This is a genomic window from Chryseobacterium carnipullorum (assembly GCF_900142785.1).
Lineage (GTDB): Bacteria > Bacteroidota > Bacteroidia > Flavobacteriales > Weeksellaceae > Chryseobacterium > Chryseobacterium carnipullorum.
This window is the reverse complement of the sequence record NZ_FRCD01000010.1, coordinates 1-24935: the sequence shown is the minus strand read 5'-3', so window position 1 is coordinate 24935 and position 24935 is coordinate 1. Positions and strand designations below refer to the sequence as shown.

Below are 24935 nucleotides of genomic sequence, written 5' to 3'. Positions count from 1 at the left end.
TTTTCAGATTGCAAACTTTTATTTTTTGTCCGGATGGATTCTGATCATAGTTTCAGTTCTTCTTGATAAATTTTATGGCCATTTAGGGTTGATTCTTCTTTGGCCGGCCGCAATGGCTATTATTATCGGTTATCATTATCAAAAAAATAACATTCACTTTCTAAAAGATAGAAACGGAAAAATTTCATTATGGAAAAAAATATTTTATGCACCCTATCTGATGGTCTATTGGATTTTCTGGAAATTTTTACGGAAGAACAAAAGACCGCTGGAAATTGCTCCCTGCATTTACATTTCGTCAAGGCCCGGTCGTGATGATGTACATTATTTCGGAACAGGCAGAGATATTTTAGTCTATGATCTTTCAGCAGAAATTGAGGAAATACCGGATTTACAAAAGAAGTGTTCTTACCACTCTGTTTCTTTTCTGGATATCGGAACTTTAGATATTGAAGAAACGAAAAAGTTGGTTAATGAAATCACAGAGAACTATAGAAAACTTCCAGAAGAGGGAAAAATATTCATTCACTGCACCATGGGATTAACAAGAAGCTCTGTTATAGGCATTTTAGTAATGAAAAATATTCTATCTTTACCTCTAGATGAAGCAGTAGAAACCATGAAAGGCATCCATAAAGATGCAGTCATTCATCCTTATCTGAAGGATTTTTTGAAAAAAATTTAAACTATGAACAGCGGACATTTTAAGAGTTTCGACGGCAGTACTATTTTCTATCGGGAATGGAATTATCAGCCACAACAAAAAAGCATCATCATCATCCACCGCGGTCATGAACATTCGGAAAGACTGAATGATATTGCGCAATCTTCACAATTCTCAAAATACAACATTTTCGCATTTGATCTTCGCGGACACGGACACACCGAGACGAAAACATCATCTATCTTTATGGATTACGTGAGAGATCTGGATTCTTTCTCCAAATTTCTGGGATCAAAATACGCTGTGAATATTTCAGATATTTTCCTGTTGGCCAACAGTATCGGAGGGGTTGTCGCTTCAGCCTGGGCTCACGATTTCGCTCCTGATATTGCCGGAATGGCTCTTTTAGCTCCTGCTTTTAAAATCAATCTTATTGTTCCGCTGGCCAATGAAATGATTACGCTTGGAACAAAGTTTAAAAAAGGACTGATCATCAAAAGCTATGTAAAATCTAAAATGCTTACTCATGATCCGGAGCAGCAAAAAGCATACGACACAGATCCACTGATCACAAGATCTATCGACGCTGAACTTCTTATCGACCTTGCCAAAGCGGGAAAACGTCTGGTAGAAGATGCTGAAGCTATTGATACACCAGCATTGATTCTGGCAGCAGAAAAAGATCATGTGGTTTTCAATAAAGAACAGAAAACTTTTTATGACAGGCTTGATACAGATTTAAAGAAATATGAAGTATTATCCGGCTTTTTCCATGGAATCCTGTTTGATACCGGAAAGGAGAAAGTATACGACAAAATAGCTGATTTTGCTGAAAAGTGCTTCAGCAGAACCCACAAAACAGCTTCCCTCCATCCTGACCGCTTTTCTGTAAAGGAATATGAGGATCTTCAGAATAATATCGGAAATAATCTGAATTTCAAGCTTCAGAAATTTTCACTGAATAACATCGGAAAAATAAGCAACGGAATGGCGATCGGTCTGAAATACGGCTTTGATTCCGGTGCTTCCCTGCATTATGTGTATCAGAACCAGCCGAAAGGCAAATTCGGTTTTGGGAAAATGATGGATAAAAATTATCTTAATGCGATTGGCTGGAAAGGAATTCGTATCCGTAAGGAGCATTTGATCCGACTTTTGGAACAGAATATCCAAAGTCTTAAGAAAGAAGGGAGAAAAATTAAAATTCTTGATATTGCCGGTGGGACAGGAAATTATTTATTCGATATTAAAGAAAAATATCCTGATGCCGAGATTGTTATTAATGAATTTGTTAAGGCTAATATTGAGATCGGAGAAAAAGTAATCAAAGAAAAAAACTATCAGAATATCCGTTTTACCAACTTTGACTGCTTTGATTCTGAAACCTATAAAAAGGTAGATTTCCAACCTAACATTACCATTGTTTCAGGGATTCTTGAACTATTTGGAGACAACGAGATGACGGCTAAAGCAATTCAGGGAGCAGCTTCTATTTCTGAAAAAAATTCTTTTATCGTCTACACAGGACAGCCATGGCATCCGCAACTTAAAATGATTGCTTATGTTTTGAATAATCATCAGAACAAAGACTGGATCATGAGGAGACGTTCTCAGAAAGAGCTTGACAGGATCATGAAATACAGCGGAATCCGAAAGGAAAACATGTTGATTGATGACTACGGTATTTTCACAGTTTCTTCCGGGAAGATTAATTCTTAAACTTAAAAAAATATAATCTCCCGCAGATTTAGCAGATGGCACAGATGTTTGCGTTGCAATTAAACCTGCAAGATCTGATAGATCAGCGAGAATCAAATCCCAATAAAAAAAGGTTTTTCAATCACTTGAAAAACCTTTTTTTATACAAATGGTCTATAAAACTATTGTTTTACCAGTTCAAAATATAAACTTACGTCTACATCCTTAGCGACTCCTGCACCAGTCGGGTCATATTTGATTCCATAGTCTAAACGGTTAACCGTAAATTTTGCCTGGAAACCCATTACTTCTTTCCCTTGCTGATTCTTAGTAACGCCTCCAAAGGTTACAGGAATGCTGACATCTTTTACAGTTTCCTTTATTTTCAGAGCTCCTTTCAGAATATAGGTGTTATTTTTATCTTTTGTGATCGATTTACTGCGAAAACTCATGGCCGGATATTGATCAACATCAAAAAAATCCGGACTTTTAAGATGTTTGTCTCTCATATCTGTTCCTGTATTGATTGAGTTGACATCCACGTCAAATGCAAAAGTGGCATTATCTAAATTAGCAGCTTCTGTGCTTACTTTTCCGTCAAATTTATCGAATCTTCCCTGCACAAAATTGATTCCCATATGCTTGATATTGAAATTTACAGAAGAATGCATAGGATCTACAATCCATTCCGTTTGTGCAAACCCAAAAACGCTTAACAGCGTGAATACGAAAGATAAAAATATTTTTTTCATTATAACTTATTTTTAATTGAGTAAAGATAATGCATATTGATTACCCTCATCTTGATGTAGGTTAGTTTTTAATTTTAGATCCCAAAATTTTATGATAAAGGAGATCAACTATACACATCAGAAGGAAAACAATAATTGAATTGATGTACAACATTAAGTCTATAAGATGATTATTTGTTGCCTCAATAAAATAAATAAAAGGATGAACACCAGACAGCAATAGCATCAGAAGATAAAGGATTTCAAATAAAACGGCACTTTTCCATAGGGATTGATAGCTTCTCCTGAATATCACTATAGTTACAGATGCAATCACGGTAATGATCAAAGATCCGAAAAAAACAGCCGTTGGAAGCATTCCCAATTGACCGGCAGACAACTTAAGAATTCTTCCGCTCCAATGGGCAAGCTGAGCATTGAGACAACTCATCACAACAAATATGATCACACTTTTCAGAAGAATATTTTTCATGGTTGAAAATTAATTAAAATTCTGAAAGGAGATTCATTTTTTTTAACTTCGCAGTATGGCAAAACTGAAAACAGCATATTTCTGTCAAAACTGCGGAACCCAGTATTCCCAATGGATGGGGCAATGCAAAAACTGCGGAGAATGGAACACCCTTGTAGAAGAAGTCGTTGAGAAAACCTCATCTAAAACTCCCCCTTTTTCAAAATCAAAACAGCATGTCATCAATATCATTGAAGTGGTGACCAGCGAAGAACCCAGAATAAAAACACCTTCCGAAGAACTGAACCGTGTTCTGGGCGGAGGTATTGTACTGGGTTCAGTAACTTTGATAGGTGGAGAGCCCGGAATCGGAAAATCTACGCTTTTGCTTCAGCTGGCTTTAAAGATGAAGAAGAAAGTATTTTATGTTTCCGGAGAGGAAAGCGCTTCACAAATAAAAATGAGAGCGGACAGGCTGACAGATCTTCAGAATCCTAACTGTTTTCTTTTTACGGAAACTTCACTGGAAAAGATTCTTCACGAAGCCAAAAAACTGGAACCGGATTTTGTGATCATCGATTCCATTCAAACTTTACAATCTCAGTTAATCGAAAGTTCACCTGGAACCGTTTCCCAGATCAGGGAATGCTCCAATGAGATCATCAAATATGCAAAAGAAAACAATACTCCCGTTTTCCTTGTAGGCCATATTACAAAGGATGGCCAGATTGCAGGACCTAAGGTATTGGAACATATGGTAGATGTAGTTTTAAATTTTGATGGCGACAGAAATCATCTTTTCAGATTGCTAAGGGCCAATAAAAACCGTTTCGGATCTACTGCTGAGATTGGAATTTATGAAATGGTTTCCCAAGGTTTAAAAGAGATCAGAAATCCTTCTGAAATCCTCATTACCAAAAAATTCGAAGAACTTTCCGGAAACTCTGTGGCAGTCACTTTGGAAGGAAACCGACCGATGTTGCTTGAAATCCAGGCACTGGTTAGTACAGCTGTTTATGGAACTCCTCAAAGAAGCTCCACCGGATTTGACGCCAAAAGACTGAATATGCTTCTGGCCGTTCTTGAAAAGCGGGCAGGTTTTCAGTTGGGCGCTAAAGATGTCTTTTTAAATATTACCGGAGGAATTAAAACGGATGATCCTGCTTTGGATCTTGCGGTAGTAGCTTCTATCCTGTCTTCCAATGAAGACATTGCGATTTCCGAGCATTTCTGTTTTGCCGGAGAAATCGGGTTAAGTGGAGAGATTCGTCCTATTGCACAGGTTGAACAGAGAATTACAGAAGCTGAAAAATTAGGGTACGAAAAAATATTTGTCTCCAACCTGAACAAAATTCCGAAAAGAAAATTTGGAATTAAGATTGAGGAAGTGAGCAAAATTGAAGATTTCCATGAAAGAATTTTTTAACCCTGTTTTCTAAAAAGGTTGGAATAGTTATTGACAGACAGCTAAAGAATTAATTATCTTCACTAAAGAATTTAAAATAATGAAAAACAGTATTCATGAATACTATGATCATCTTGCAGAAACCTATGAACAAAACCGTTTCGGGAATTCTTACGGAAGGTATATCGACGAGCAGGAGAATGTTTTTCTACATTCTTTTTTCAAAGATAAAAGATATTCAAAAATTCTGGATTTAGGATGTGGAACGGGCAGGCTGCTTAAATTTGCAACGCATGGACTCGATTTCAGTGAAAAAATGCTCCACATTGCGAAAGAAAAAAATCCGGGGAAAATAACAGCTGTTGGGGAGATTTCTAAAATTCCGTTTGATCTAAAATTTGACTGTATATTCTGCTTTCATGTGATCATGCATCAAACGAAAGAGGAAACTGAAAAATTCCTTGATGAATGTTATATGAAATTAGATGATCATGGAATTTTGATTTTTGACTATCCTACAAAAACCAGAAGAAAGGCTGTTTCCCCTCAGCAAGACTGGCATGCAGGGAATACCTTTACGGCTTCAGAGATTTCAGTTTTATCAGATAAACAATGGAATATCAGGAGGACTGCAGGTATTTTATGGTTTCCCGTTCACAGATTTCCCAACAGCATAAGAAAACTTTTTCTACCTTTAGATATTCTGCTCTGCCGTACTTTTCTGAAAAAGTGGGCTTCCTATCATATCGTAGTTCTGGAAAAGAAATGAAAAGGATATTAAAAAAAATGCTTCCCGATTCATTGAAACTGCAAATCAGATTGTGGCAGCGGTATTTTGACGAACAACAATCCCGTTATCGCTATTCAAAGGAATATAATTCAAAAAGAATCGGTAATCATATTCTCGAAATGAAACAGGCCATAAAAAAGGGAGAGTTAAATGAAAATAAGATCCACAACTTAAAAGTAGTCAGTGAGAAAATTCACCATCTGGTCATTCAGCCCGGTGAGGTCTTTTCTTTCTGGAAATTAGTTGGTAAGCCCTCAAAAAACAATTTCAAAGAAGGCCGGAATCTTATTAAAAATCATATATCCAGCGGAACCGGAGGCGGAATCTGTCAGTTTTCATCTATTCTTTATTATACAGCTTTACAGGCAGGCCTTAAGATTATTGAAAGGTATCCCCATTCTATAGACATTTATAAAGATCATGAGCGTTTTACTCCGTTAGGTTCAGACTGCACTGTGGTTTATGGGTATAAAGATCTGCAGATTCAGAATCACTTTCACTACCCTGTACAGTTCACAAGTTTCGTGAACGAGGAGGAGCTTCATCTTCATTTGGTTTCTCCGGAAAAAATCATTTTAAATACTATTGATTTTAAATATACAGAAATTGAAAAGGGAGTTTGGGTGGAGACCTTTGTGGAGGACAGGTTATTGTGTAAAAATTTTTATATTCGTTTATGAATTATTTAGCCCATTCTTTTCTTACTTTTTCGGACGGCCAGATCGTAGGACAATTTCTTGAAGATTTCATCCGGAACAAAGACCGTTATTCTTTTCCGAAAGACATTCAGGATGGAATCACAATGCACAGGGCTGTGGATACATTCACCGATTCTCATCCCGCTATTCATGAGGCCAAAAAAGTATTCTCTCCTCTTGTGAGATTGTATGCCGGTGCTTTTGTAGATGTTGCTATGGATTATTTTGTGGCCAATGATCTCAGCCTGCATTCTTTGGCTGAATGGAAAGCTCATTCCCTAAGGGTTTACAGAGTATTGAACGAACATGAAGAATGGCTTCCTGAAAATTTCAAAAAAATGCTGGTAAAAATGGAGGAAGACGATTGGCTGTATAATTATCGTGAAGACCGGGGCATCAAATTCAGTATGAGAAATGTTCTCAACAAAGCGAAATACCTTGAACCGGACATTCCTGTTTTTGAAGCTTTCCTGAAAAACAAATCTTTTCTCCAGGAATGTTATCATGATTTTTTTCCTGATCTTCTTGCCCACGCAAAAGGCATCAATACATTGATCCAGCTTGACCATAAATAAAAAACACCTACAGGGAACGTAAGTGCTTTTTTAACAATTTGTGTTGTTAGAATCCGCTGCCTTCAATGTCATAAATGGGAATTTTTATGCATTACACCAAAGGTCTTATTTAAAATTATGGGTCAATCCCGTTTTAAATCTTCTCATCTCTACTTTTAAAGAGTTCATCATCATGTCCTACTGATGAGCTTTTTTACTCTTGAATTCATTTAAAAAATACATTAGTACTAATCCCTACTTAATCTCAAGAGCTATTTATCCTATAGAAATGCCAGTAGGATTACCTTGATTCCTGTATGATTTTAGTGATTTCTTATTTTTAAATAAAAGATCGTAAATTCTAATTTATCAATTAATTTCAAATTTTATGAAAAATTTTCTTTAATAAATCATTAATTTAAAAATTAATCATCCTTATTAGACATACACAAATATAATTTATTTCAAACAAATAACAAATATTATAAAGGTTAATTAATTAAATAATATTTACCAATGCATTATTGATAACAAAAATAAGAATTCGCTAAAAAAAACTTATTAAAATTAATTCTAAAAGCGGGACAATTTAAAATTATTAATCATCAACTAGTGATTTAATATTTATTCTAAAATCTAGCGATGAAGAAAAAATTTCAACAAACAAAACAGCGCTAAAACTGGCGGTACAGATAACGGTTAGGATAAGTAAGTTTTTCACTTTGCCGTTGTCCGTTCACAATCATATGAACAATATTGATCTGATCATCAAAAAGATTGTACAAAAAACTTACTGCCGCTTCTAATTTTTTTGGAGGAGAAACCGTTTCTGATTCCAGAAAAATATTGACAGACTCGCTGTCTTCTTCATAACCCACATAATTTATTTTTAAAAACCTGCCGTCTGCTTTCAGTTTAAAATATTCGGCACAGTACTTTTCTAAGGCCTCGTTGAGTTTCGCTTTATATTTTTCATCATTAAAATGAAATGAGCTTCCGTATTTCTTACCCAGTCCGTTTTCCAGATCATCCAGAAAAAAACGTCCGGTAATCTCAAATGATTTGGATTTTGCATTATAATTAATTTCTACAGAACCTACATGATAAGGATGAACATGATCAGGCTTTGTAAAACTCTGAAAAAAAACAGCTATCATAAAAATAAAGGCGTAAAAGAATGTACCCTGCATTGATTTTATTTTTAAACAAATATAAAAAAAGCAGCAGTTATCCAACTGCTGCTTTTTTAAGACATCTGTTTGTATGTTTAACCTCGATTATTCTTTTACTATTTTCTTAGTAATTTTAGTAGTATCATTTAATACAACATTGAACACATATACTCCTTTTACCAATTCTGAAACATCAATTTTATTGGAAGAAGCATCAACATTTACTGTTTTAATGAATTTTCCTGAAGCATCATAGATTGTTACAGTTGCTTTAGTATATTTTCCTAAGATTACATTTACATCATCTCTCGCGGGATTAGGTGTAATATTAACTTCTGAATTTATCTTAACATCTGCTGTTCCCAACACATTGGTGCTCGCCTTAGCAAAATATCCCCCGAAACCTGTCGTCTGAAAACTCACTTCCCAATATTGATAGGTTTCATTCCAGACAATATCATTTACATTAGGATTAATTACACTAGCTGAACTTCCAAAAGAAGCTATGGTACCGGTATTGCTTGCACTGGTTCCTGCATATTTTTCAATCACAAGATTGGATTTGTTTGCATTATCTGTCGCGGACATAGGTAGTTTTACGCTGCTAGTCAGATTATAGGCATCAAAATCAGCCTGCTTGAAGTATAGCGTAACTTTTCCCGTTGAAGTAGTTGCAGACGTTGCAGGATTGATTTCATATCTCCTTGAAACATAATTGGGCTGCGCATTATCAACCCACACTTTTGAAGTAATATCTCCTGAAACGGTACTTGCTGCTTCTTTTTCTACCCTTGCAATCAGCTGACAGGTATTGGTAAAATAATTATATCCTCCGGATACTGTTGCTGTTTTATTCAGATTTGAAGTAGCGAGATTTTTCACTTCGGCAATATTTTCATAAACCGTTGCTCTCATTTTAAGATCAAAGGTTCTCATCATCCAGGTGGTTCCGTTGGTTGAAGTTTTAGTACGTCCGCTGGCCGAAACAGATTCGTTCTTCATAGAAACTCTTCCGCTCAGTCCATTAATTACAATATAAAAATCCTTCCCTGTCACCATCTGCACATTTAATCCGGACAGATCCACATAGTTCCAAGTAAATCTCTGAATATCATTTACCCATGAAGAAACGGTTTTGGTTGCAATGATATCTCCCGGATCACCATTGGCATTTACTTTTCTAATTTGAATATCAACGGCCATATCACTTGGAATTGTGGATGTACCTGTTGAGAATGAAAAGCCTCCTAATTTTCCTGTTAATGTTGGCGTATATCGAACAGCTAAAGCAGCATTATCAAAATAATTGTTGTTTTCTGCACTGACAAGAATGTATGGTTCGTCATAAGTTACAGTCTCAAAATTGGATTTTACACATCCCAGTTCATCCGTTACTGCTTTATAAATATCCAATTTTCCATAGCCCCATCTTGCATTCGGGATATTTCCTGTAGCTCCGTCTTTTCTAGCATTAGCAGTAAGTCGGCTCTTCACCTGTGCTGCGGTCAAAACAGGATTAGCCTGAAGAAGCAAGCCTACAGCTCCAGCCACTCCCGGTGAAGACATGCTGGTTCCTTGATTTTTCACATAGTAAGACGTACCGTTGATAATATCCGTTGCTCCCGGAACAGAATCAACTGATCTCGAAGAAATCACATTCTGACCTGAAGCAGTAATGTCCGGTTTTTGAAAACCATCAACCCTAGGTCCTTGTCCACTGAATGAGGAAATAGATTCTTGTGGAGTAGGTGTTAAATATCCGCCAGCAGCAGTATACCAGCTTCCCCTTCCCATATATGAGGCTACAGTAATAGCGTTAGAAGCATTACCAGGAGTTCCCACAACATATTCATTATCTCCATTTTGGAGAGTAGCATTAATCCCTGTTCCTTTGCTATATAACCAGCCATGAGTGGTGATTGCCTGGGTTCCGTTATTCGTGATTTCTAAAGTATAATTTCCTGCACAATCAGCTGCAGATCCTGTATTTCTACTGATCACCAACTGCACATAACGTTTGTTATTATCTGTACCCCAATAGTTATACATGGATGCTGTAAAACCTCCGCCTAATATACTGTGTGCCGTATTCGTACTTACGTTTTGTATATATTGCTGTCCATCCGGGGTTGTCAGTTTTGCAGTAACAGCAGTATCATTGTTCGCATACATCAAAAATGCAAATACTGAAGAAGCAGAAGTATTACTTCCCACCGTAAAGGTATAAGACTGAGCAGCATTGGGTTCGATATCAACTTTTCTGTGAAGATTGGCACCATAATCATTTCCTGCGGAAATTACGACTACCCTGCCTGGAGCTGCTGTTGTGAAACTATTAACTGCGACTTCATGAGAAGAGGTTCCATCATGAGCACTTCCCTGACCTCCAATACTCATGTTAACGACGATTGGCTTATTTAAAGCTGTGGCCACATTCTGAAAGTAGGTCAAAGCATTGATTGTATTTGTCGTAGGAAAAGAACCGTTTCCTCCTTTTACAAAAACGATGTCTGCTTCGGAAGAAAAACCTTTGTGCCTTTTATCTGCAAAAGCAGCACCATTTCCTGCAGCTGTACCAGATACGTGGGTTCCGTGGCCGTTGGTATCATTTTCACGAACAAAACCTGCCGGGCTACCATCCAATTCATTTTCGATCTGAGCTCTTGTGTACTCTACACCCGTCGCAAATCCCGCGGGCGGTACTTCACCTGCCTGAGCAGTTAATGTCTGATCCCAAATGGAAACAATTCTACTTTTTGTCTGGTCAGCAGCTTTTCTGAAATCGGGATGTTTCCAATCTATTCCCGTATCATAAACCCCCACTAAAATTCCGGTTCCGTTATAGGCGGTATTATTAAAAGCACCCTCCTGGAGCAGGCTTGCTCCGGATTGAGCTCTGCTCACATCGTTATGAAGCTCATCAAAGGTGGGCGCCATTACTGAAGTCACATAGGGAAGCTGCATCAGCTTTTCAATATCATCAATGGTGACCAAGGCGGTCGCAAAATTAGGAAGCTGACTTTGAACCAAAAAACCGTCAGCTTTCAGTTTTTCCGGTGTTTTTGTATAGATAATACATGAATACATGGTTTGAGCACCTTTAGAAGTTACGACAAGATGCTTGTCCAGCTTCATATCGTCACGTTCAAGATCTTTAATAACATTCCCTTTTACCAGGATATCTTTATTTTTCAACAAAATATCAAATCTGGAATCCAATTTCTGTACCTGTCCGTAAAAAGCATACGAGTACAGTCCTAAAAAAGCAGCCGTTGCATTCCTGAGAAACTTCGCTCCTCCAATCGGAATGTTTACTTTTGCAAGAAATAGTTTTTTTAATTGCATATTTTAAGTTTTTTTTAACATCACAAGTATACAATTTTTATTTCACAATAAAATCCAACAAAACACCATCAACATTAACAAAAACAACAATTAAAAAATAAATAATTCACAAAAATATCAAATTAAACAAAAATAAATCACATTCAAACTATTCAATAAATAAAAATTTTAATCTATTATTTAAAAAATAAAAAATTTATAAACCATACTAAAAATGCAAGATTTTCTATTTTACTTAAACCTTGGCTGGGAACATATTATTTCTCTTGACGCGTTGGATCATCAGTTGTTTGTACTGGCTCTGATCGCGGTCTATTCTTATATTGACTGGAAGAAAATTCTTATCCTGGTTACCGCATTCACCATCGGACATTCTGTTACCCTCGCATTAAGTATTCTTGATGTTTTCAGAGTTCCTTCTGCGTGGGTAGAATTCCTGATTCCGCTCACCATCGTTCTGACTTCTCTGGATAATATTCTGATGAAGAATAAGAAGCAGATTCTGATGCGCGCCAATTATTATCTCGCCCTGATCTTCGGACTGATTCACGGAATGGGATTTGCCAATACAGCAAGAGTAATGATTGCCAAAAGCCAGGGCATTACCATTCCTTTATTAGGATTTAATATTGGATTGGAATTAGGGCAAATCGTTATTGTACTGGCTATTCTTATCCTTTTATTTATTCTGCTTAAAATTTTTAAGGTCAATAAAAAAGACTGGATCCTGTTTGTTTCTTCGGGAGTATTTGCACTGGCGCTAAAAATGACGTTAGAGAGAATTCCTTTTTAACTTTGAAACATTTTCAATTTTTCAACTACTTATTATTATCTTTGATAATTATTAAATCTTTTCGGTAATGAAACTAAAAGCAGTCCTATTTTCATTTTCTGTATTGGCCTATACAGGTTTCACCGCACAAAATATCCAGAACAATCCTGGAAGTAATCACGGAAACAGATTCGAGCAGCTGGGGACTATCCTCCCGACTCCCAATATTTACAGAACGGCTTCCGGGTCTCCAGGCCACGGATATTGGCAGAACAGAGCTGATTATGATATTAAGGCTTACCTTGATGAAGATAAAAGAAATCTGAAAGGTTCAGAGACCATTACCTACTACAACAATTCGCCGGATAATCTGGATTACATCTGGCTTCAATTGGACGAAAATGAACAATCTACCGTTAAAAATGCCGGATTCCAGTTCTCTTCTACCCTTCCGGCTTCTTCTAATGATCAGCAACTGAAAGTCACTGATCTTCCGGAAAAAGACAACGGCTATGGCGTTAATCTGGAAAAGGTAACGGACGCTTCAGGAAATCCTCTGAAATATACGGTGAACAAGACGATGATGCGTATCGATCTTCCGAAAGTTTTAAAGAAAGGAGAAAAACTGGTCTTCAAAGTAGACTGGAACTATAATATCCCGAACAGAATCAAAATGGGCGGCCGCGGCGGATATGAAAACTTCGCTGAAGACGGAAATGATCTTTACACAATGACCCAATGGTATCCGAGAATGTGTGTATACAGTGATTTCCACGGATGGCAGAACCATCAGTTCACAGGTCGTGGTGAATTCGCATTGGTATTCGGAAATTTTAAAGTTTCAATGGATGTACCGGCGGATCATATTATTGGCGGAACTGGAGAATGTAAAAACTACGATCAGGTTCTGACTTCTGACCAGATGTCCAGATACAGAAAAGCCGAAAGTGCTTCCGAACCTATTGAAATTGTAACATTAGACGAAGCGAAAAAAGCAGAGAAAAATCATTCCAAGCAGAGAAAAACATGGAATTTTGAAGCTAATGATGTAAGAGATTTTGCATGGACCTCATCCAGAAAATTTGTCTGGGATGGAATGCGTGTTACGATTCCTGAAAACAATAATAAAGTGATGGCGATGAGTTTCTATCCAAAAGAAGCCTATGGTCTGTACAGAAAATATTCAACAAAAGCCGTTGCCCACACTATCAAAACTTACTCTGAATTCACGATTCCTTATCCCTATCCTGTGGCACAGTCTGTAGAGGCGGCCAACGGAATGGAATATCCCATGATCTGTTTCAACTTCGGAAGAACGGAGAAAGACGGGACTTATTCTGAAGGAACCAAAAACGGAATGATTGGAGTAGTGATCCATGAAGTAGGACATAATTTCTTCCCGATGATCATCAACTCTGATGAAAGACAATGGAGCTGGATGGATGAGGGGTTAAATACATTCACAGAGTATCTTACCGAAGAGAAATGGGACAATAAATTCCCTTCAAAAAGAGGTCCGGCATGGACGATCACAGATTATATGAAATTGCCGAAAGATCAGCTGGAACCGATCATGAGTAATTCTGAAAACATTATTCAGTTTGGCCCGAATGCGTATTCAAAACCGGCTACAGGATTGAATATTCTTCGTGAGACCATCATGGGAAGAGAACTTTTTGACAAGGCTTTTAAAACGTATGCTAAAAGATGGGCATTCAAACATCCTGAGCCTGCCGATTTCTTCCGTACGATGGAAGATGCGAGCGGTGAGGATCTTGACTGGTTCTGGAGAGGATGGTTCTACGGAACAGATCCGGTAGATATTGCAATTGACAAAGTAACGGTTGCTGTCCCGGATCTCAACACAACACCTAAAGAAGTCAAAGAAACAAAATATAAAGTGGAAAAACCACTTCAGAATACTTTTGAAGATATTTCAAAAATCAGAAACAGAGAAGATAAGAACATCACATTCTATGTAGATAAGGATAAGGATCTTCAGGATTTCTATTACCGATATGACAGAGGTCAGGAGAAATTAGATGCGGACAAAGAATATACTGTAAAAACAGAAGCCGGTCTTCCGCTGGATGCCAAGGATCAGGAGAAATTCAAAAACCTGACAGGCTACCAGATTGATTTTGTTAATAAAGGCGGACTGGTAATGCCGATCATTCTTGAATTCACATTTGAAGACGGAACTCAACTGTATGACAAATCATCTGCGCAAATATGGAGACAGAATGAGCAGAAGGTTTCCAAGACGTATTATTTTGACAAAAAAATAAAATCGATCCAGCTTGACCCGATGAGAGAAACCGCGGATATCGATACTTCCAATAACGTATGGAGCAGTACCGGAACAGATACTCAGGTTTCCAAATTCCAATTGTTTAAACAGAAACAGGGAGGTGGTCCTGTAAGAGGAGGAGCCAACGGAAAGGTCAATCCGATGCAGGCTGCCGGAAAGAAATCATAAAATTAAAGGTTGTTTCAAATTGAGACAACCTTTTTTCTTGTAATACAACATTTTAATGATTGGGCTAAAGCCTGCCCGTATTGAATTTTTAAATATTAAAATCAAAAAAATCTTCGTAATTTGTGTGATCTGCCGGAAATTTCCAAACGTACATTTTAATTTAAATAAGCCTTTAAAGAATTTTTATACGTTCTCCCAAGCGGAAGCTTCTCCCCGTCTTTAAGATACACATGAGCCGCATCATAGGAGCTGATGTGGGAAGACAGAACAATATATGATTTGTGAATTCTGATAAATCCCAGGTTTTGAAATTTCTCTTCAAAATTGGACATCCGCTCAAGGATCATATACTTTTTAAGAGGAGTCACCAGAATAATATATTCACCGAATCCCTGGACCCAACGTACCTCATCCAGAAGAACTTTATGCATCACGTAATTGGACTTGAACATGATAAAGTCTTCTTTCTTCTGATCCTCCACAGAATTTTTAAACTGCAGGAAATCCTTTGCTTTACTAATCGCTTTTCTGAACGTCTCAAAGTCGACAGGCTTGACAAGATAATGCACCACATCCAGTTCAAAAGCTTTAACTGCATATTGAGTTTCCAGGGTAAGAAATATGCATAACGGCTTATACGGAAGCTGATGTAAAAGTTCAATTCCGTTGATGTAAGGCATATTGATATCCAGAATCACGAGGTCTACCCTATTCTGTTTAAGGTATTCCAATGCTTCTTCCGGATCCTGAAATACCTTCAGCAGATCCACATCTTCCATTTGCCCGCAATACTTCTGAATAAGCTGGAGCGCCGGATATTCATCATCTACACTTACAATCGTCAGATTAGGCATTACAATTTGATTTTTAAAATAGTTTGATAGTGGTTCTCTTCCGCAGGTTCCGATATAAAAGTAAATCTTCCTGCATAATTTTTCTCTAAAATATTCATGACTGCTTCATTTCCCAATCCGCTGTCATTCATATTTCCGACCAAGTTCTTTTTCTTCGATACAGAATTCCTTATCTCAAACAGAAGATGCTGATCCTGTATTGTATAGCTGATCTGGATGTAGCTATCCGTTTCTATTCCAATGGCCGAATGTTTCAGGGCATTTTCAAATAACGTAAGGCATACAGAAGGTGGAATATCTATTAATTCCAGAGTTTCTTCATCCTGAATATCAAAAGTGATGTTCAGCACATTATTATATTTTAACTGATACAGTCCTGCAAGAGATTTTATGGAAGAAAACTCCTGAGCCATACTGATCTTTTCTTTACTCGTATCATAAATCACATACTGAAGCAGTTTACTGAGCTGTAAAATAGATTCTGAGGTATTTTCTGAAGGCTGAAAACTTTTGGAATAAATATTATTAAGGGTATTAAGCAAAAAATGAGGATTCATTTTAGATTTTAAAAGATCCAGATACAGTTGGTCTTTTTCCTCACCCAGATCTTTAAAATCCTGTTCAATGAGAAATTTATCCTTGGTAATTCCTAAAAATGAGGCAACAAGTATCACAATTCCCTGCGCTGTATATACATTGTAGAGAAATTTGGTATTGGAAAGCGTCTCGTTAAAATGCATATTAAAAACTGCCGGTTCGAGTAAAATTCTAAAGAGACTCGAGAACAGAAAGCTGATGAGCGCATAGAGAATGAACTCGGGATATTTATTGGAAAGATAGAATTCAGGAACCAGATAAAAATAGACGAGACTGTAAATTCCGAAATTAAAAATAATCACAGACAAAACACTCCAGACCAGTTCCGGAACATCTAAAAAGTAGTTTTCGGTGAAAAAAGTGATGATAAAGAAGATAAAAAAGAAAAAAATATGCTGAAACTTCAGCAAAAGTCCCCAATGATATTCCATCAGTCTTTTCAAAATCTTTGCATTAAACAAAATCCTGAAAACCAACAATATAAATACAATATTTATAATTAAAAACATCTAAAAAATCCAAATTTCAATCTTTCAAATATACCATCTTTTTTACCCCCTCCTGCAGTTCACTGATAAAATCTGTCATTGGTTGAAAAATAAATCCGCGGCTGGTTCTTATAAATATATTTGAGACATCAGGATGTTAACTCAATATTACATGAAAATTAAATTCAAATTAATCGTCATTTTACTGCTGGCCATGAGCTGGCAGATCGATGCACAAAGCCGGGACAACTACAATATGTGGTTTCAGTATCTCATGTCTGCAAAACTGACCGACAAGAGTACACTGACCGCTCTTTCACAGTACCGTTCTTTTGATCTGGCGTATGACACCAGGCTTTTTCTGGTTTCTGCCTATGTAGATTATGAAGTAGCCAATGAAGTGAAGCCCGCAGCCGGATTTATGTTTCTGGTACTGGATTCTTATAAGTCTGACAATTCAAAAAAAGAAAGGTATGAAAAGAGACCTTTCCAACAGGTGACTTTGGGAGGCAATATCGGAAGAACGTCCGTCTCACACCGTTTCCGTGTGGAAGAACGCTTTATCAGTAATCCCGATGAATTCATTGTCAGGCTGCGGTATCTAATTTCCCTGAGAATTCCTTTTAACAGGGCGGGAGAAAAAGAAAAACTATACGGCATTCTGAAAAATGAATTAAGAATGAACGTAGTGAAAGAAGATCCGTTTGACAGTAACCGATTAACTGCAGGACTGGGAATTAAGGTTGGAAAAAACTCAGCAGTTGAAGTAGCTTTTATCAATCAGCTGGAGACCGGATCTACAAGCAACTACGCCTACATTGGGTACAGAAACAGCTTCGACTGGAGAAAGAAAAACAAAAATAAATAACTATAAATCAAATCCTCTATGCTTACATTCCTTGGATTTCTCATGATTCTGATCTTCATGGTCCTGATCATGAATAAAAAACTGACTCCGCTTACGGCTTTGGTCATCGTACCGGTAACCATCGCTCTTTTGGCGGGTTTTGGTCCTGAACTTGGTGAAATGATGAAGAACGGGGTCAAAGAAATAGCGCTCACCGGAGTCATGCTGATCTTTGCCATCCTTTATTTCAGTTTAATGATCGACACAGGACTTTTTGAGCCTTTAGTCAATATCATTTTAAAAGCGGTTGGAGACAATCCCATTAAAACAACAGTGGGAACCGCTGTTCTTACGGCTTTGGTTTCGCTGGACGGCGATGGCTCTTCCACTTATCTCATTGTGGTTGCCGCTATGCTTCCTCTTTATAAAAAACAAGGTATCAATCCACTGATTCTTACGTGTATTATTATGCTTGCGGGACAGATCATGAATATTCTTCCATGGGGAGGTCCTACGGCAAGGGTAATGAGTTCTTTGAAACTTGGGCACACCGAAATATTCGTTCCTATGATCCCGATTATGGCTATTGGAATCCTTTGGGTGATATTCGTTGCCTATATTTTAGGGAGAAGAGAAAAAATAAGAATTGCCAAACATGGAAAATTCACCAAGTATAACAGCAATGATATCATCGGTGAGGTAGATCTTAAACTCAGACGTCCGAAACTGATCCTGATCAACCTGGCGCTTACGATCGCGCTTCTGGTTGTGATGATTCTGGATGTAGTTCCATTGGGAATTGCCTTTATGATCGCCTTTTGTATCGCTTCCGTTATCAACTATCCCAAATTAAAAGATCAGCAGAAAATTATTTCAAAACATGCTGGTAATGCTTTATCGGTTGCCGGAATGATCTTCGGAGCGGGAATTTTCACCGGAATCCTGAATGGTTCAGGCATTATGCAGGCCATGGGAAACAGTATGATAGAAATCGTTCCGAAAAGCTGGGGTGGCTACATGAATATTGTTACTGCGGTATTCAGTATTCCGCTTACTTTTTTTCTTTCCAATGATGCTTATTATTTCGGGATCTTACCTATTATTGTGGCTACCGGACATCAATTGGGAATTTCTCCGGAAATCCTGGGAAGAGCGAGTCTTATTGGCCAAGGTTCCCATCTTTTGAGTCCGCTGGTTCCCTCAACCTATTTATTAGTATCATTAGCCGGTGTGGAATTTTCAGATCATTTGAAATATACTTTAAAATGGGCATTGGGATCTTCTGTTGTGATGTTGATCGCTGCATTGATTCTTGGAGTCATATAATCTGAATTCGTTAATTATTATTATATTTCGGAGGTATAAAAACCTTTCGTATTTCGTTTAGATCGATACGGACTGTATATTTTTTTCAGATGGACCTTTTTGAAACCAAGAAAACATTCACGGGAAGATATTTAAAAAATCTCACCTTATATGTATTTGCCGCCATTCTCGGCGGAGTACTTACAGGCTATTATGCGCCTGAAGCAAGTATTCAGCTGGGAATGGTGAGCAGATATTTTTTCATGGTGCTTGAAATGCTTATACTTCCCATTATTTTCATGGCGATCATGTATGGAATCTGCCAGCTGTCCGGTATCAGAAATGCAAGTAGCATTGTCTGGAAAACCATTCTTTATTTTCTGATCATCAGTTCTGTGGCTATTATTATAGGTTTCATTTTCGGTTTTGCCGTAAAGCCCGGCGCTGATACAGGAATTAACACTTCGAGAATCAGTACATCGCTTCCGAAAACATTTGAAATCAATGACAGCAGCTTATCCGGTAGTCTGTATCTCAACAGGCACGGAATTTTTCTTATAGTCTCCATTATTGCCGGAATTTGCATGAATCTTTCCGGGGCAAGAGAAAAATTCCTGAATTTATTAGACCGCGGCCTCAAAGTTTTTTATACCGTAATTAAGTATCTCTACATCATTCTCCCGATTATTATTTTCTGTAATATCTCGTATGGCGTTGCGGTATATGGCATCAACACGCTCCTGCCGCTCAGTAAAGTCGTTGCCACGGTTTATCTCGCTGACATTGTTTTTATCTTTGGAATTTTAGGAATCGTTTCTTATATATTCAAAATCCGTCTGTGGAAGTTTTTGCTTGATTTAAAGGAGGAAATTATTCTGGTCATCACCACCTCTTCTTCCAAAACAGCATTTCCACTGATCTTTGAAAAAATGGAATCGGAAGGCTACAGCAGAAAGATTTTAAGATTTGTCATTCCCTTAGGCTATAATTTCAACCTTTCCGGGGCGTGTATTTATATTTCTGTGACCTGCTGCTTTCTCATTCAGTTTTATAATATTTCATTAACGGTCAGTGATTATCTCTGGCTTTTCGTGATTATTTCCGTGACTTCAAAAACGGCTTCAGGCGTTCCCGGATCAGGATTTCTTGCCCTTATTTTTACGTTGAACCGGTTTGGAAAAATTCCCTTAACGGATATTGCCCTTTTGTACAGTGTAGACCGTTTTATGAATGAGGCAAGATCTGTGACCAACTTTATCAGCATTGCAGTTTCCGGGGCGGTGATTTCAAAGATCAATCAGAATCAGAAAAATAAGATGAATTCTGTGTCATATGAAGAAAAGCTGATATCGGATCTGTAACTTTTTGAAAATCAGAAATACTTATTGGTAAAAAAAATCATGAGAACATTTCTTATCTTTTTATTAGTAAGCAGCGCTAATTTATTTTCACAAAAACTGCTCACTCCAGGCAACAGCACCATTGATTCTAAACTGATCAAAGATGAAACCTCAGAAGCAGTATGGTACGCTGAAAATGCAGGAAAAAAAATAGAGATCGGCAGCATTATAACGGAACTTAAAAAATTAAATAAAACCGATCTGCTCATCAAAACGGCTGTAAAGCTGAAACAGGCTCCGGATGCCAAGTGGACGGATTCTACCATCGTAAAAACCGCTAATTTCCAACCCATTTATCATTCGTCTTTTAATATGATGAGAGATATGGTCCTGAAATCCGGTAAGACTAAAGTAACCGGCTATTATCTTGATAAAAAATCCCAGAAAAAAGACCATATAGAAATGGATGCCGCAGATTATTTTGACAGCAGCAGCTATCCTATGCTGGTCCGGTTTTCTCCCCTGAAAGAAAATTATACTGCAGACCTCTCTATTTTCGATTATAATCCGGATGCTAAGAAAGGACTTATTAAAGCCTACATAATGGATGTAAAGGAAACAGATTATAACGGAAAAAAAGTATGGGCTGTAAAAACAACCGATGATATAGGAGATAAAAAAAACATCGTTACTTATTATATTGATCCCGAAACCAGAAAAATTCTGAAACAGGATATAGAGATGAGTGGAAGAAAAATGACAATGGAAACCATTCAATAATGAATATACAAAGTTTACCGTAATGGTAAACTTTTTCTTTTTAATGTATTGCGGCCATCAAAAGCATCGGTTAACTCCATCTCGCAAAATAAAAGTTAAAATAATGACAATCAGAATACAAAATTCATAAATAAATCTACCAACGGTGTATTATTGAATTCTATTTTTATTTATCTTTGACGTACACTTATCAAATCAAATCGTCAAAATCCTGATTGACATTAAATGTTCAGGCACGTACAATAAACAAAATATTACTTATGAAAAACGCTAAATCATTAAGCAGAGACGCCCAAAAATCCATCATGGGAGGCGCAGCAAGAACAGTCTGTTGTGAACGCGACGACCAGGGAAAATGTACTTTATGGATCGGGCCGGGACAGCACTGCCCATAATTCAATGAATCATCAGAGTTCAATACAAAGCCGGAATCTTCCGGCTTTATCTTTTCTATTTTTCTGCCAAATTTTCACACTCGGAATTAAAATTCTGCCATTTCATCCATCAGGGCCTCATGGCATACATTTAGAGAATTATAATGGAGAATTAATTAAAAAATAAAATATATTATGTCAGTAAACTTTAAACCATTAGCAGACAGAGTTCTTATCGAGCCTATCGCTGCAGAAACTAAAACAGCTTCAGGTATTATTATTCCGGACACTGCGAAGGAAAAGCCGCAGGAAGGTACTGTAGTAGCAGTAGGTCCAGGTAAAAAAGATGAGCCTACAACTGTTCAGGTAGGTGACAAAGTTCTTTATGGAAAATATTCAGGTTCTGAATTAAAATTAGACGGAAAAGATTTCTTAATCGTTAAGGAAGGAGATCTTTTAGGAGTTATTGGGTAAAAATCTGTACGTTGTACAATGTAAAATGTACAATGTATTAATGACTGATTAAAAGTAAATATTAAAAAAGTAAATCAAGTACTTTGTACACTGTACATCGTACATTAATACAACAAACAATGGCAAAAGAAATAAAATTCGATATTGAATCTAGAGACGCTTTAAAAAGAGGGGTTGATGCATTGGCTAATGCAGTAAAAGTAACGTTAGGACCAAAAGGTAGAAATGTAGTGATCGAGAAATCTTTCGGTGCACCTCACGTAACGAAGGACGGTGTTTCTGTAGCAAAAGAAATCGAACTTGAAGACAGAGTAGAAAATATGGGAGCGCAGATGGTAAAAGAAGTGGCTTCCAAAACTAATGATATCGCAGGAGACGGTACTACTACCGCTACTGTTTTGGCACAGGCTATCGTAAGAGAAGGTCTTAAGAATGTAGCTGCAGGTGCCAACCCAATGGATTTAAAAAGAGGAATCGACAAAGCAGTAACTGCGGTTGTTGCAAGCCTTAAAGCTCAGTCTAAAGAAGTTGGAGATTCTAAAGAAATGGTGAAGCAGGTAGCTTCCGTTTCTGCTAACAACGACGAAACTATCGGATCTCTGATCGCTGAAGCTTTCGGAAAAGTAGGTAAAGAAGGGGTAATCACTGTAGAAGAAGCTAAAGGTATCGATACAACCGTAGACGTTGTAGAAGGGATGCAGTTCGACAGAGGATACCAGTCTCCTTACTTCGTGACGAACCCTGAGAAAATGGTAGCTGAAGTAGAAAATCCTTACATCCTTTTAGTAGAGAAGAAAATCTCTTCTATGAAAGAATTGCTTCCGGTTCTTGAGCCTATCGCACAAAGCGGAAAATCTCTATTAATTATCTCTGAAGAGGTTGAAGGTGAAGCTTTAGCAACTTTAGTAGTAAACAAATTAAGAGGTTCTCTTAAAATTGCTGCCGTAAAAGCTCCAGGATTCGGGGACAGAAGAAAAGCAATGTTGGAAGATATCGCGATCCTTACAGGTGGACAGGTGATTTCTGAGGAGCAAGGTTTCACAATGGAAAACATCTCTTTAGATATGCTTGGAACTGCTGAGAAAGTAACGATCGATAAAGATAACACGACGATCGTAAACGGTGGTGGTGATGAAGCTAAAATCAAAGGAAGAGTAGCTCAGATCAAAGCTCAGATGGAAACAACTACTTCTGACTACGACAGAGAAAAACTACAGGAGAGATTGGCTAAATTAGCTGGTGGTGTTGCCGTACTTTACGTAGGGGCAGCTTCTGAAGTTGAAATGAAAGAGAAAAAAGACAGAGTGGATGATGCGCTTCACGCTACAAGAGCAGCTGTTGAGGAAGGTATCGTTGCAGGAGGTGGTGTTGCTTTGGTAAGAGCAATCTCAGCTTTGGAAAACCTTACAGGAATCAATTCTGACGAAACTACAGGGATCAAAATCGTTAAAAGAGCGATCGAAGAGCCATTAAGACAAATCGTTGCCAACGCAGGAGGTGAAGGTTCTGTCATCGTTGCTAAAGTAGCAGAAGGTACAGGAGACTTCGGATACAATGCGAAAACTGACGAGTATGTAAACATGCTTGAAGCAGGAATCATTGACCCTACGAAAGTAACAAGAGTTGCCCTTGAAAATGCAGCTTCTGTTTCTGGAATGCTTCTTACCACTGAGTGCGTAATCACTGAAATTAAGAGCGCTGAACCTGCTATGCCAATGGGAGGTGGAATGCCGGGAATGATGTAACGGTCAGCGACCGAGGCAAATTAATATACTAACCGTTCTATTTTATAGGGCGGTTTTTTTGTTTGGAATAAGAAAAGGAAGTTAATAAAAAACAGCAAATCAAAAAAAACTACAAAAGCCATTTCACATAATTACGAATTTTGTGGTGAATTCATCTTTACGTTTCGCAAGAAGCTTTATCTTTAGCCAAAAATAAACTAACAACCTAAAGAATGACTTTCATTAAAACAATTTCCACATTTTTAATTACCCTTTTAACATTAACCACAATTTTTGGACAAAAGTCTAAACACAAAACCAAAATCCTGTTAATCGGGACCATTCACTTCGAAACCCCTCATTTAGATACGTATGAATTAAAGACTGATGATTTTTTAGCTCCGAAAAGACAGAAGGAACTGGAAGAACTGACCGAAATTCTAAAACGGACAAATGCTGATAAAGTGATGATAGAAAAACCATTGAATCAACAAAAGAAAATTGATAGTCTGTATAATGCCTATTCCCAAAACAAGTATACATTAACCGTTTCTGAACGGGAGCAAATCGGTTTTAGATTAGCTAAAAAATTAAATTTAAAACAGATCAATTGTGTAGATAAGTTTTATGGAATGAAGCATGACAGTTTGGTTTCTGTCACGGCTAAAGAAAAAAATCAGGTATATCTGTTAAACGAATTAGGGACTACTGCGAATAACTTAAAACTTGAATTCGATGGTGTAGTAAAACGAAATTCAATCACCGAAGTCCTGAAATATATCAACACAAAAGAACTTTTGCAGAAAAATTTATCATTATACTTAAAATATTATGCAAAAATTGGTGCCGGAGACAATTACATTGGTGCAGAATCCGTTTCTGACTGGTATTTGAGGAATTTAGCGATTTACTCTAATATAATAACGCAAATAAATCCCAATGACAAATATGTTATCCTCATATTTGGACAAGGCCATATTCCTATCTTAAAACACCTGCTACAAAATAATGACGACTTTGAAGTGGTTGAATTAAATACCGTACTAAAATAAACTGCCTCCAACAGATAAAGTTAATATTACAAGACAAAAAAGGAATGCTTCTTACTACTTAACCAATGAATTGAAGAGCACTGAACCTATACCAATGGGAGGTGGAATACCAGAAATGATGTAAAAGCTTGTCAATGAGGACACTATCCCACAAAGTGTGTAAGTTAAAAAGTTAGGCTTGGATTTTATAATCTGAGCCTTTTTTCAAAAATAAGGATAAATTGATTGAGAACAATGCCCCAATTTTGGATAGGCATCGTCCATTTTTTAGTAGCTTCTTTTAATGCCAGATACACTGATTTCATTACGGCATCATCGGT

At 37.3% G+C, this 24935-nt stretch carries 22 protein-coding genes and 1 pseudogene; 16 read left to right on the top strand and 7 right to left on the bottom strand.

What is annotated here, in order from left to right:
- Positions 1 to 25: 25 nt before the first annotated feature.
- Both BUC06_RS12270 and BUC06_RS12265 read left to right on the top strand, forming a co-directional pair.
- Positions 26 to 685 carry a protein-tyrosine phosphatase family protein gene (locus BUC06_RS12270; RefSeq protein WP_073334247.1) on the top strand — a complete coding sequence of 220 codons (660 nt, stop codon included), beginning with the start codon at positions 26 to 28 and terminating at the stop codon, positions 683 to 685.
- Between the two features lie 3 nt (positions 686 to 688).
- A complete protein-coding gene (locus BUC06_RS12265) occupies positions 689 to 2383 on the top strand; it encodes a bifunctional alpha/beta hydrolase/class I SAM-dependent methyltransferase (RefSeq protein ID WP_073334245.1) in 1695 nt (564 codons plus the stop codon).
- Between the two features lie 161 nt (positions 2384 to 2544).
- Here the strand turns inward: BUC06_RS12265 and BUC06_RS12260 are convergent, their stop codons facing one another.
- Both BUC06_RS12260 and BUC06_RS12255 read right to left on the bottom strand, forming a co-directional pair.
- A complete protein-coding gene (locus BUC06_RS12260; protein ID WP_073334244.1) occupies positions 2545 to 3114 on the bottom strand; it encodes a YceI family protein in 570 nt (189 codons plus the stop codon).
- Between the two features lie 61 nt (positions 3115 to 3175).
- The gene (locus tag BUC06_RS12255) at positions 3176 to 3586 is read right to left on the bottom strand and encodes a hypothetical protein (RefSeq protein ID WP_073334242.1); all 411 of its coding nucleotides are present in this window, start codon (positions 3584 to 3586) and stop codon (positions 3176 to 3178) included.
- A 55-nt stretch (positions 3587 to 3641) separates the two neighbouring features.
- On the opposite strand from BUC06_RS12255, the gene radA reads away from it, so the two are divergent.
- The 4 genes from radA to BUC06_RS12235 all read left to right on the top strand — a co-directional run bounded on the left by radA (position 3642) and on the right by BUC06_RS12235 (position 7033).
- A complete protein-coding gene (radA, locus tag BUC06_RS12250) occupies positions 3642 to 4991 on the top strand; it encodes a DNA repair protein RadA (protein ID WP_073334240.1) in 1350 nt (449 codons plus the stop codon).
- A gap of 79 nt (positions 4992 to 5070) precedes the next feature.
- Positions 5071 to 5739 (top strand): class I SAM-dependent DNA methyltransferase, encoded by a 669-nt coding sequence (locus tag BUC06_RS12245; RefSeq protein ID WP_073334239.1) that lies wholly within the window; start codon positions 5071 to 5073, stop codon positions 5737 to 5739.
- The gene (locus tag BUC06_RS12240) at positions 5736 to 6440 is read left to right on the top strand and encodes a VanW family protein (RefSeq protein ID WP_073334237.1); all 705 of its coding nucleotides are present in this window, start codon (positions 5736 to 5738) and stop codon (positions 6438 to 6440) included. Before BUC06_RS12245 ends, BUC06_RS12240 begins: the two co-directional genes overlap by 4 nt.
- The gene (locus tag BUC06_RS12235; protein WP_073334235.1) at positions 6437 to 7033 is read left to right on the top strand and encodes an acyl carrier protein phosphodiesterase; all 597 of its coding nucleotides are present in this window, start codon (positions 6437 to 6439) and stop codon (positions 7031 to 7033) included. Before BUC06_RS12240 ends, BUC06_RS12235 begins: the two co-directional genes overlap by 4 nt.
- Positions 7034 to 7686: 653 nt before the next feature.
- Here the strand turns inward: BUC06_RS12235 and BUC06_RS12230 are convergent.
- Positions 7687 to 8202: a DUF6702 family protein gene (locus BUC06_RS12230; RefSeq protein WP_073334233.1), complete on the bottom strand. Its 516-nt coding sequence runs from the start codon at positions 8200 to 8202 to the stop codon at positions 7687 to 7689.
- 87 nt (positions 8203 to 8289) lie between these two features.
- Positions 8290 to 11529, bottom strand: a complete 3240-nt coding sequence (locus BUC06_RS12225) for a S8/S53 family peptidase (RefSeq protein ID WP_073334232.1) — start codon at positions 11527 to 11529, stop codon at positions 8290 to 8292.
- A 214-nt stretch (positions 11530 to 11743) separates the two neighbouring features.
- Between BUC06_RS12225 and BUC06_RS12220 the strand changes: the two genes are divergently transcribed.
- Both BUC06_RS12220 and BUC06_RS12215 read left to right on the top strand, forming a co-directional pair.
- The gene (locus tag BUC06_RS12220; RefSeq protein ID WP_073334230.1) at positions 11744 to 12322 is read left to right on the top strand and encodes a HupE/UreJ family protein; all 579 of its coding nucleotides are present in this window, start codon (positions 11744 to 11746) and stop codon (positions 12320 to 12322) included.
- Positions 12323 to 12389: 67 nt separating this feature from the next.
- Positions 12390 to 14780 (top strand): M1 family metallopeptidase, encoded by a 2391-nt coding sequence (locus BUC06_RS12215; RefSeq protein WP_073334228.1) that lies wholly within the window; start codon positions 12390 to 12392, stop codon positions 14778 to 14780.
- Positions 14781 to 14935: 155 nt separating this feature from the next.
- On the opposite strand, the gene BUC06_RS12210 is transcribed toward BUC06_RS12215, so the two are convergent.
- Entirely contained in the window at positions 14936 to 15634 is a 699-nt protein-coding gene (locus BUC06_RS12210) for a LytR/AlgR family response regulator transcription factor (protein ID WP_073334226.1), read from the bottom strand.
- Positions 15634 to 16674, bottom strand: a complete 1041-nt coding sequence (locus BUC06_RS12205; protein WP_228423718.1) for a sensor histidine kinase — start codon at positions 16672 to 16674, stop codon at positions 15634 to 15636. Before BUC06_RS12205 ends, BUC06_RS12210 begins: the two co-directional genes overlap by 1 nt.
- Positions 16675 to 16891: 217 nt before the next feature.
- On the opposite strand from BUC06_RS12205, the gene BUC06_RS12200 reads away from it, so the two are divergent.
- From BUC06_RS12200 to BUC06_RS12170, 8 genes are all read left to right on the top strand, one after another.
- On the top strand, positions 16892 to 17587 hold the full coding sequence (locus BUC06_RS12200; RefSeq protein WP_073334224.1) for a DUF2490 domain-containing protein: 696 nt from the start codon (positions 16892 to 16894) through the stop codon (positions 17585 to 17587).
- An 18-nt stretch (positions 17588 to 17605) separates the two neighbouring features.
- Positions 17606 to 18892 carry a CitMHS family transporter gene (locus BUC06_RS12195; RefSeq protein ID WP_073334223.1) on the top strand — a complete coding sequence of 429 codons (1287 nt, stop codon included), beginning with the start codon at positions 17606 to 17608 and terminating at the stop codon, positions 18890 to 18892.
- 89 nt (positions 18893 to 18981) lie between these two features.
- Entirely contained in the window at positions 18982 to 20232 is a 1251-nt protein-coding gene (locus BUC06_RS12190; RefSeq protein ID WP_073334221.1) for a cation:dicarboxylate symporter family transporter, read from the top strand.
- Positions 20233 to 20271: 39 nt separating this feature from the next.
- Positions 20272 to 20991: a DUF3108 domain-containing protein gene (locus BUC06_RS12185; protein WP_073334219.1), complete on the top strand. Its 720-nt coding sequence runs from the start codon at positions 20272 to 20274 to the stop codon at positions 20989 to 20991.
- A 260-nt stretch (positions 20992 to 21251) separates the two neighbouring features.
- Complete coding sequence (locus tag BUC06_RS24295) at positions 21252 to 21386, top strand: hypothetical protein (RefSeq protein ID WP_262487919.1); 135 nt, start codon at positions 21252 to 21254, stop codon at positions 21384 to 21386.
- Between the two features lie 174 nt (positions 21387 to 21560).
- Entirely contained in the window at positions 21561 to 21839 is a 279-nt protein-coding gene (locus BUC06_RS12180) for a co-chaperone GroES (RefSeq protein ID WP_034723531.1), read from the top strand.
- 119 nt (positions 21840 to 21958) lie between these two features.
- The gene (gene groL / locus BUC06_RS12175; protein ID WP_073334217.1) at positions 21959 to 23584 is read left to right on the top strand and encodes a chaperonin GroEL; all 1626 of its coding nucleotides are present in this window, start codon (positions 21959 to 21961) and stop codon (positions 23582 to 23584) included.
- A 212-nt stretch (positions 23585 to 23796) separates the two neighbouring features.
- On the top strand, positions 23797 to 24615 hold the full coding sequence (locus BUC06_RS12170; RefSeq protein WP_073334215.1) for a DUF5694 domain-containing protein: 819 nt from the start codon (positions 23797 to 23799) through the stop codon (positions 24613 to 24615).
- A gap of 185 nt (positions 24616 to 24800) precedes the next feature.
- On the opposite strand, the pseudogene BUC06_RS23570 reads toward BUC06_RS12170, so the two are convergent.
- Positions 24801 to 24935, bottom strand: a pseudogene (locus BUC06_RS23570) (IS256 family transposase); the annotation flags it as partial.

Bases quoted from the DNA above. Each gene is read 5' to 3' on its own strand.
- BUC06_RS12230 (WP_073334233.1), bottom strand. From the start codon at position 8,202: ATGCAGGGTACATTCTTTTACGCCTTTATTTTTATGATAGCTGTTTTT.
- BUC06_RS12240 (WP_073334237.1), top strand. From the start codon at position 5,736: ATGAAAAGGATATTAAAAAAAATGCTTCCCGATTCATTGAAACTGCAA.
- BUC06_RS12210 (WP_073334226.1), bottom strand. From the start codon at position 15,634: ATGCCTAATCTGACGATTGTAAGTGTAGATGATGAATATCCGGCGCTC.
- BUC06_RS12255 (WP_073334242.1), bottom strand. From the start codon at position 3,586: ATGAAAAATATTCTTCTGAAAAGTGTGATCATATTTGTTGTGATGAGT.
- BUC06_RS12265 (WP_073334245.1), top strand. From the start codon at position 689: ATGAACAGCGGACATTTTAAGAGTTTCGACGGCAGTACTATTTTCTAT.
- BUC06_RS12195 (WP_073334223.1), top strand. From the start codon at position 17,606: ATGCTTACATTCCTTGGATTTCTCATGATTCTGATCTTCATGGTCCTG.
- BUC06_RS12260 (WP_073334244.1), bottom strand. From the start codon at position 3,114: ATGAAAAAAATATTTTTATCTTTCGTATTCACGCTGTTAAGCGTTTTT.
- BUC06_RS12200 (WP_073334224.1), top strand. From the start codon at position 16,892: ATGAAAATTAAATTCAAATTAATCGTCATTTTACTGCTGGCCATGAGC.
- BUC06_RS12170 (WP_073334215.1), top strand. From the start codon at position 23,797: ATGACTTTCATTAAAACAATTTCCACATTTTTAATTACCCTTTTAACA.
- BUC06_RS12215 (WP_073334228.1), top strand. From the start codon at position 12,390: ATGAAACTAAAAGCAGTCCTATTTTCATTTTCTGTATTGGCCTATACA.
- groL (WP_073334217.1), top strand. From the start codon at position 21,959: ATGGCAAAAGAAATAAAATTCGATATTGAATCTAGAGACGCTTTAAAA.
- BUC06_RS12225 (WP_073334232.1), bottom strand. From the start codon at position 11,529: ATGCAATTAAAAAAACTATTTCTTGCAAAAGTAAACATTCCGATTGGA.
- BUC06_RS12185 (WP_073334219.1), top strand. From the start codon at position 20,272: ATGAGAACATTTCTTATCTTTTTATTAGTAAGCAGCGCTAATTTATTT.
- BUC06_RS12220 (WP_073334230.1), top strand. From the start codon at position 11,744: ATGCAAGATTTTCTATTTTACTTAAACCTTGGCTGGGAACATATTATT.
- radA (WP_073334240.1), top strand. From the start codon at position 3,642: ATGGCAAAACTGAAAACAGCATATTTCTGTCAAAACTGCGGAACCCAG.
- BUC06_RS24295 (WP_262487919.1), top strand. From the start codon at position 21,252: ATGAAAAACGCTAAATCATTAAGCAGAGACGCCCAAAAATCCATCATG.
- BUC06_RS12190 (WP_073334221.1), top strand. From the start codon at position 18,982: ATGGACCTTTTTGAAACCAAGAAAACATTCACGGGAAGATATTTAAAA.
- BUC06_RS12180 (WP_034723531.1), top strand. From the start codon at position 21,561: ATGTCAGTAAACTTTAAACCATTAGCAGACAGAGTTCTTATCGAGCCT.
- BUC06_RS12235 (WP_073334235.1), top strand. From the start codon at position 6,437: ATGAATTATTTAGCCCATTCTTTTCTTACTTTTTCGGACGGCCAGATC.
- BUC06_RS12245 (WP_073334239.1), top strand. From the start codon at position 5,071: ATGAAAAACAGTATTCATGAATACTATGATCATCTTGCAGAAACCTAT.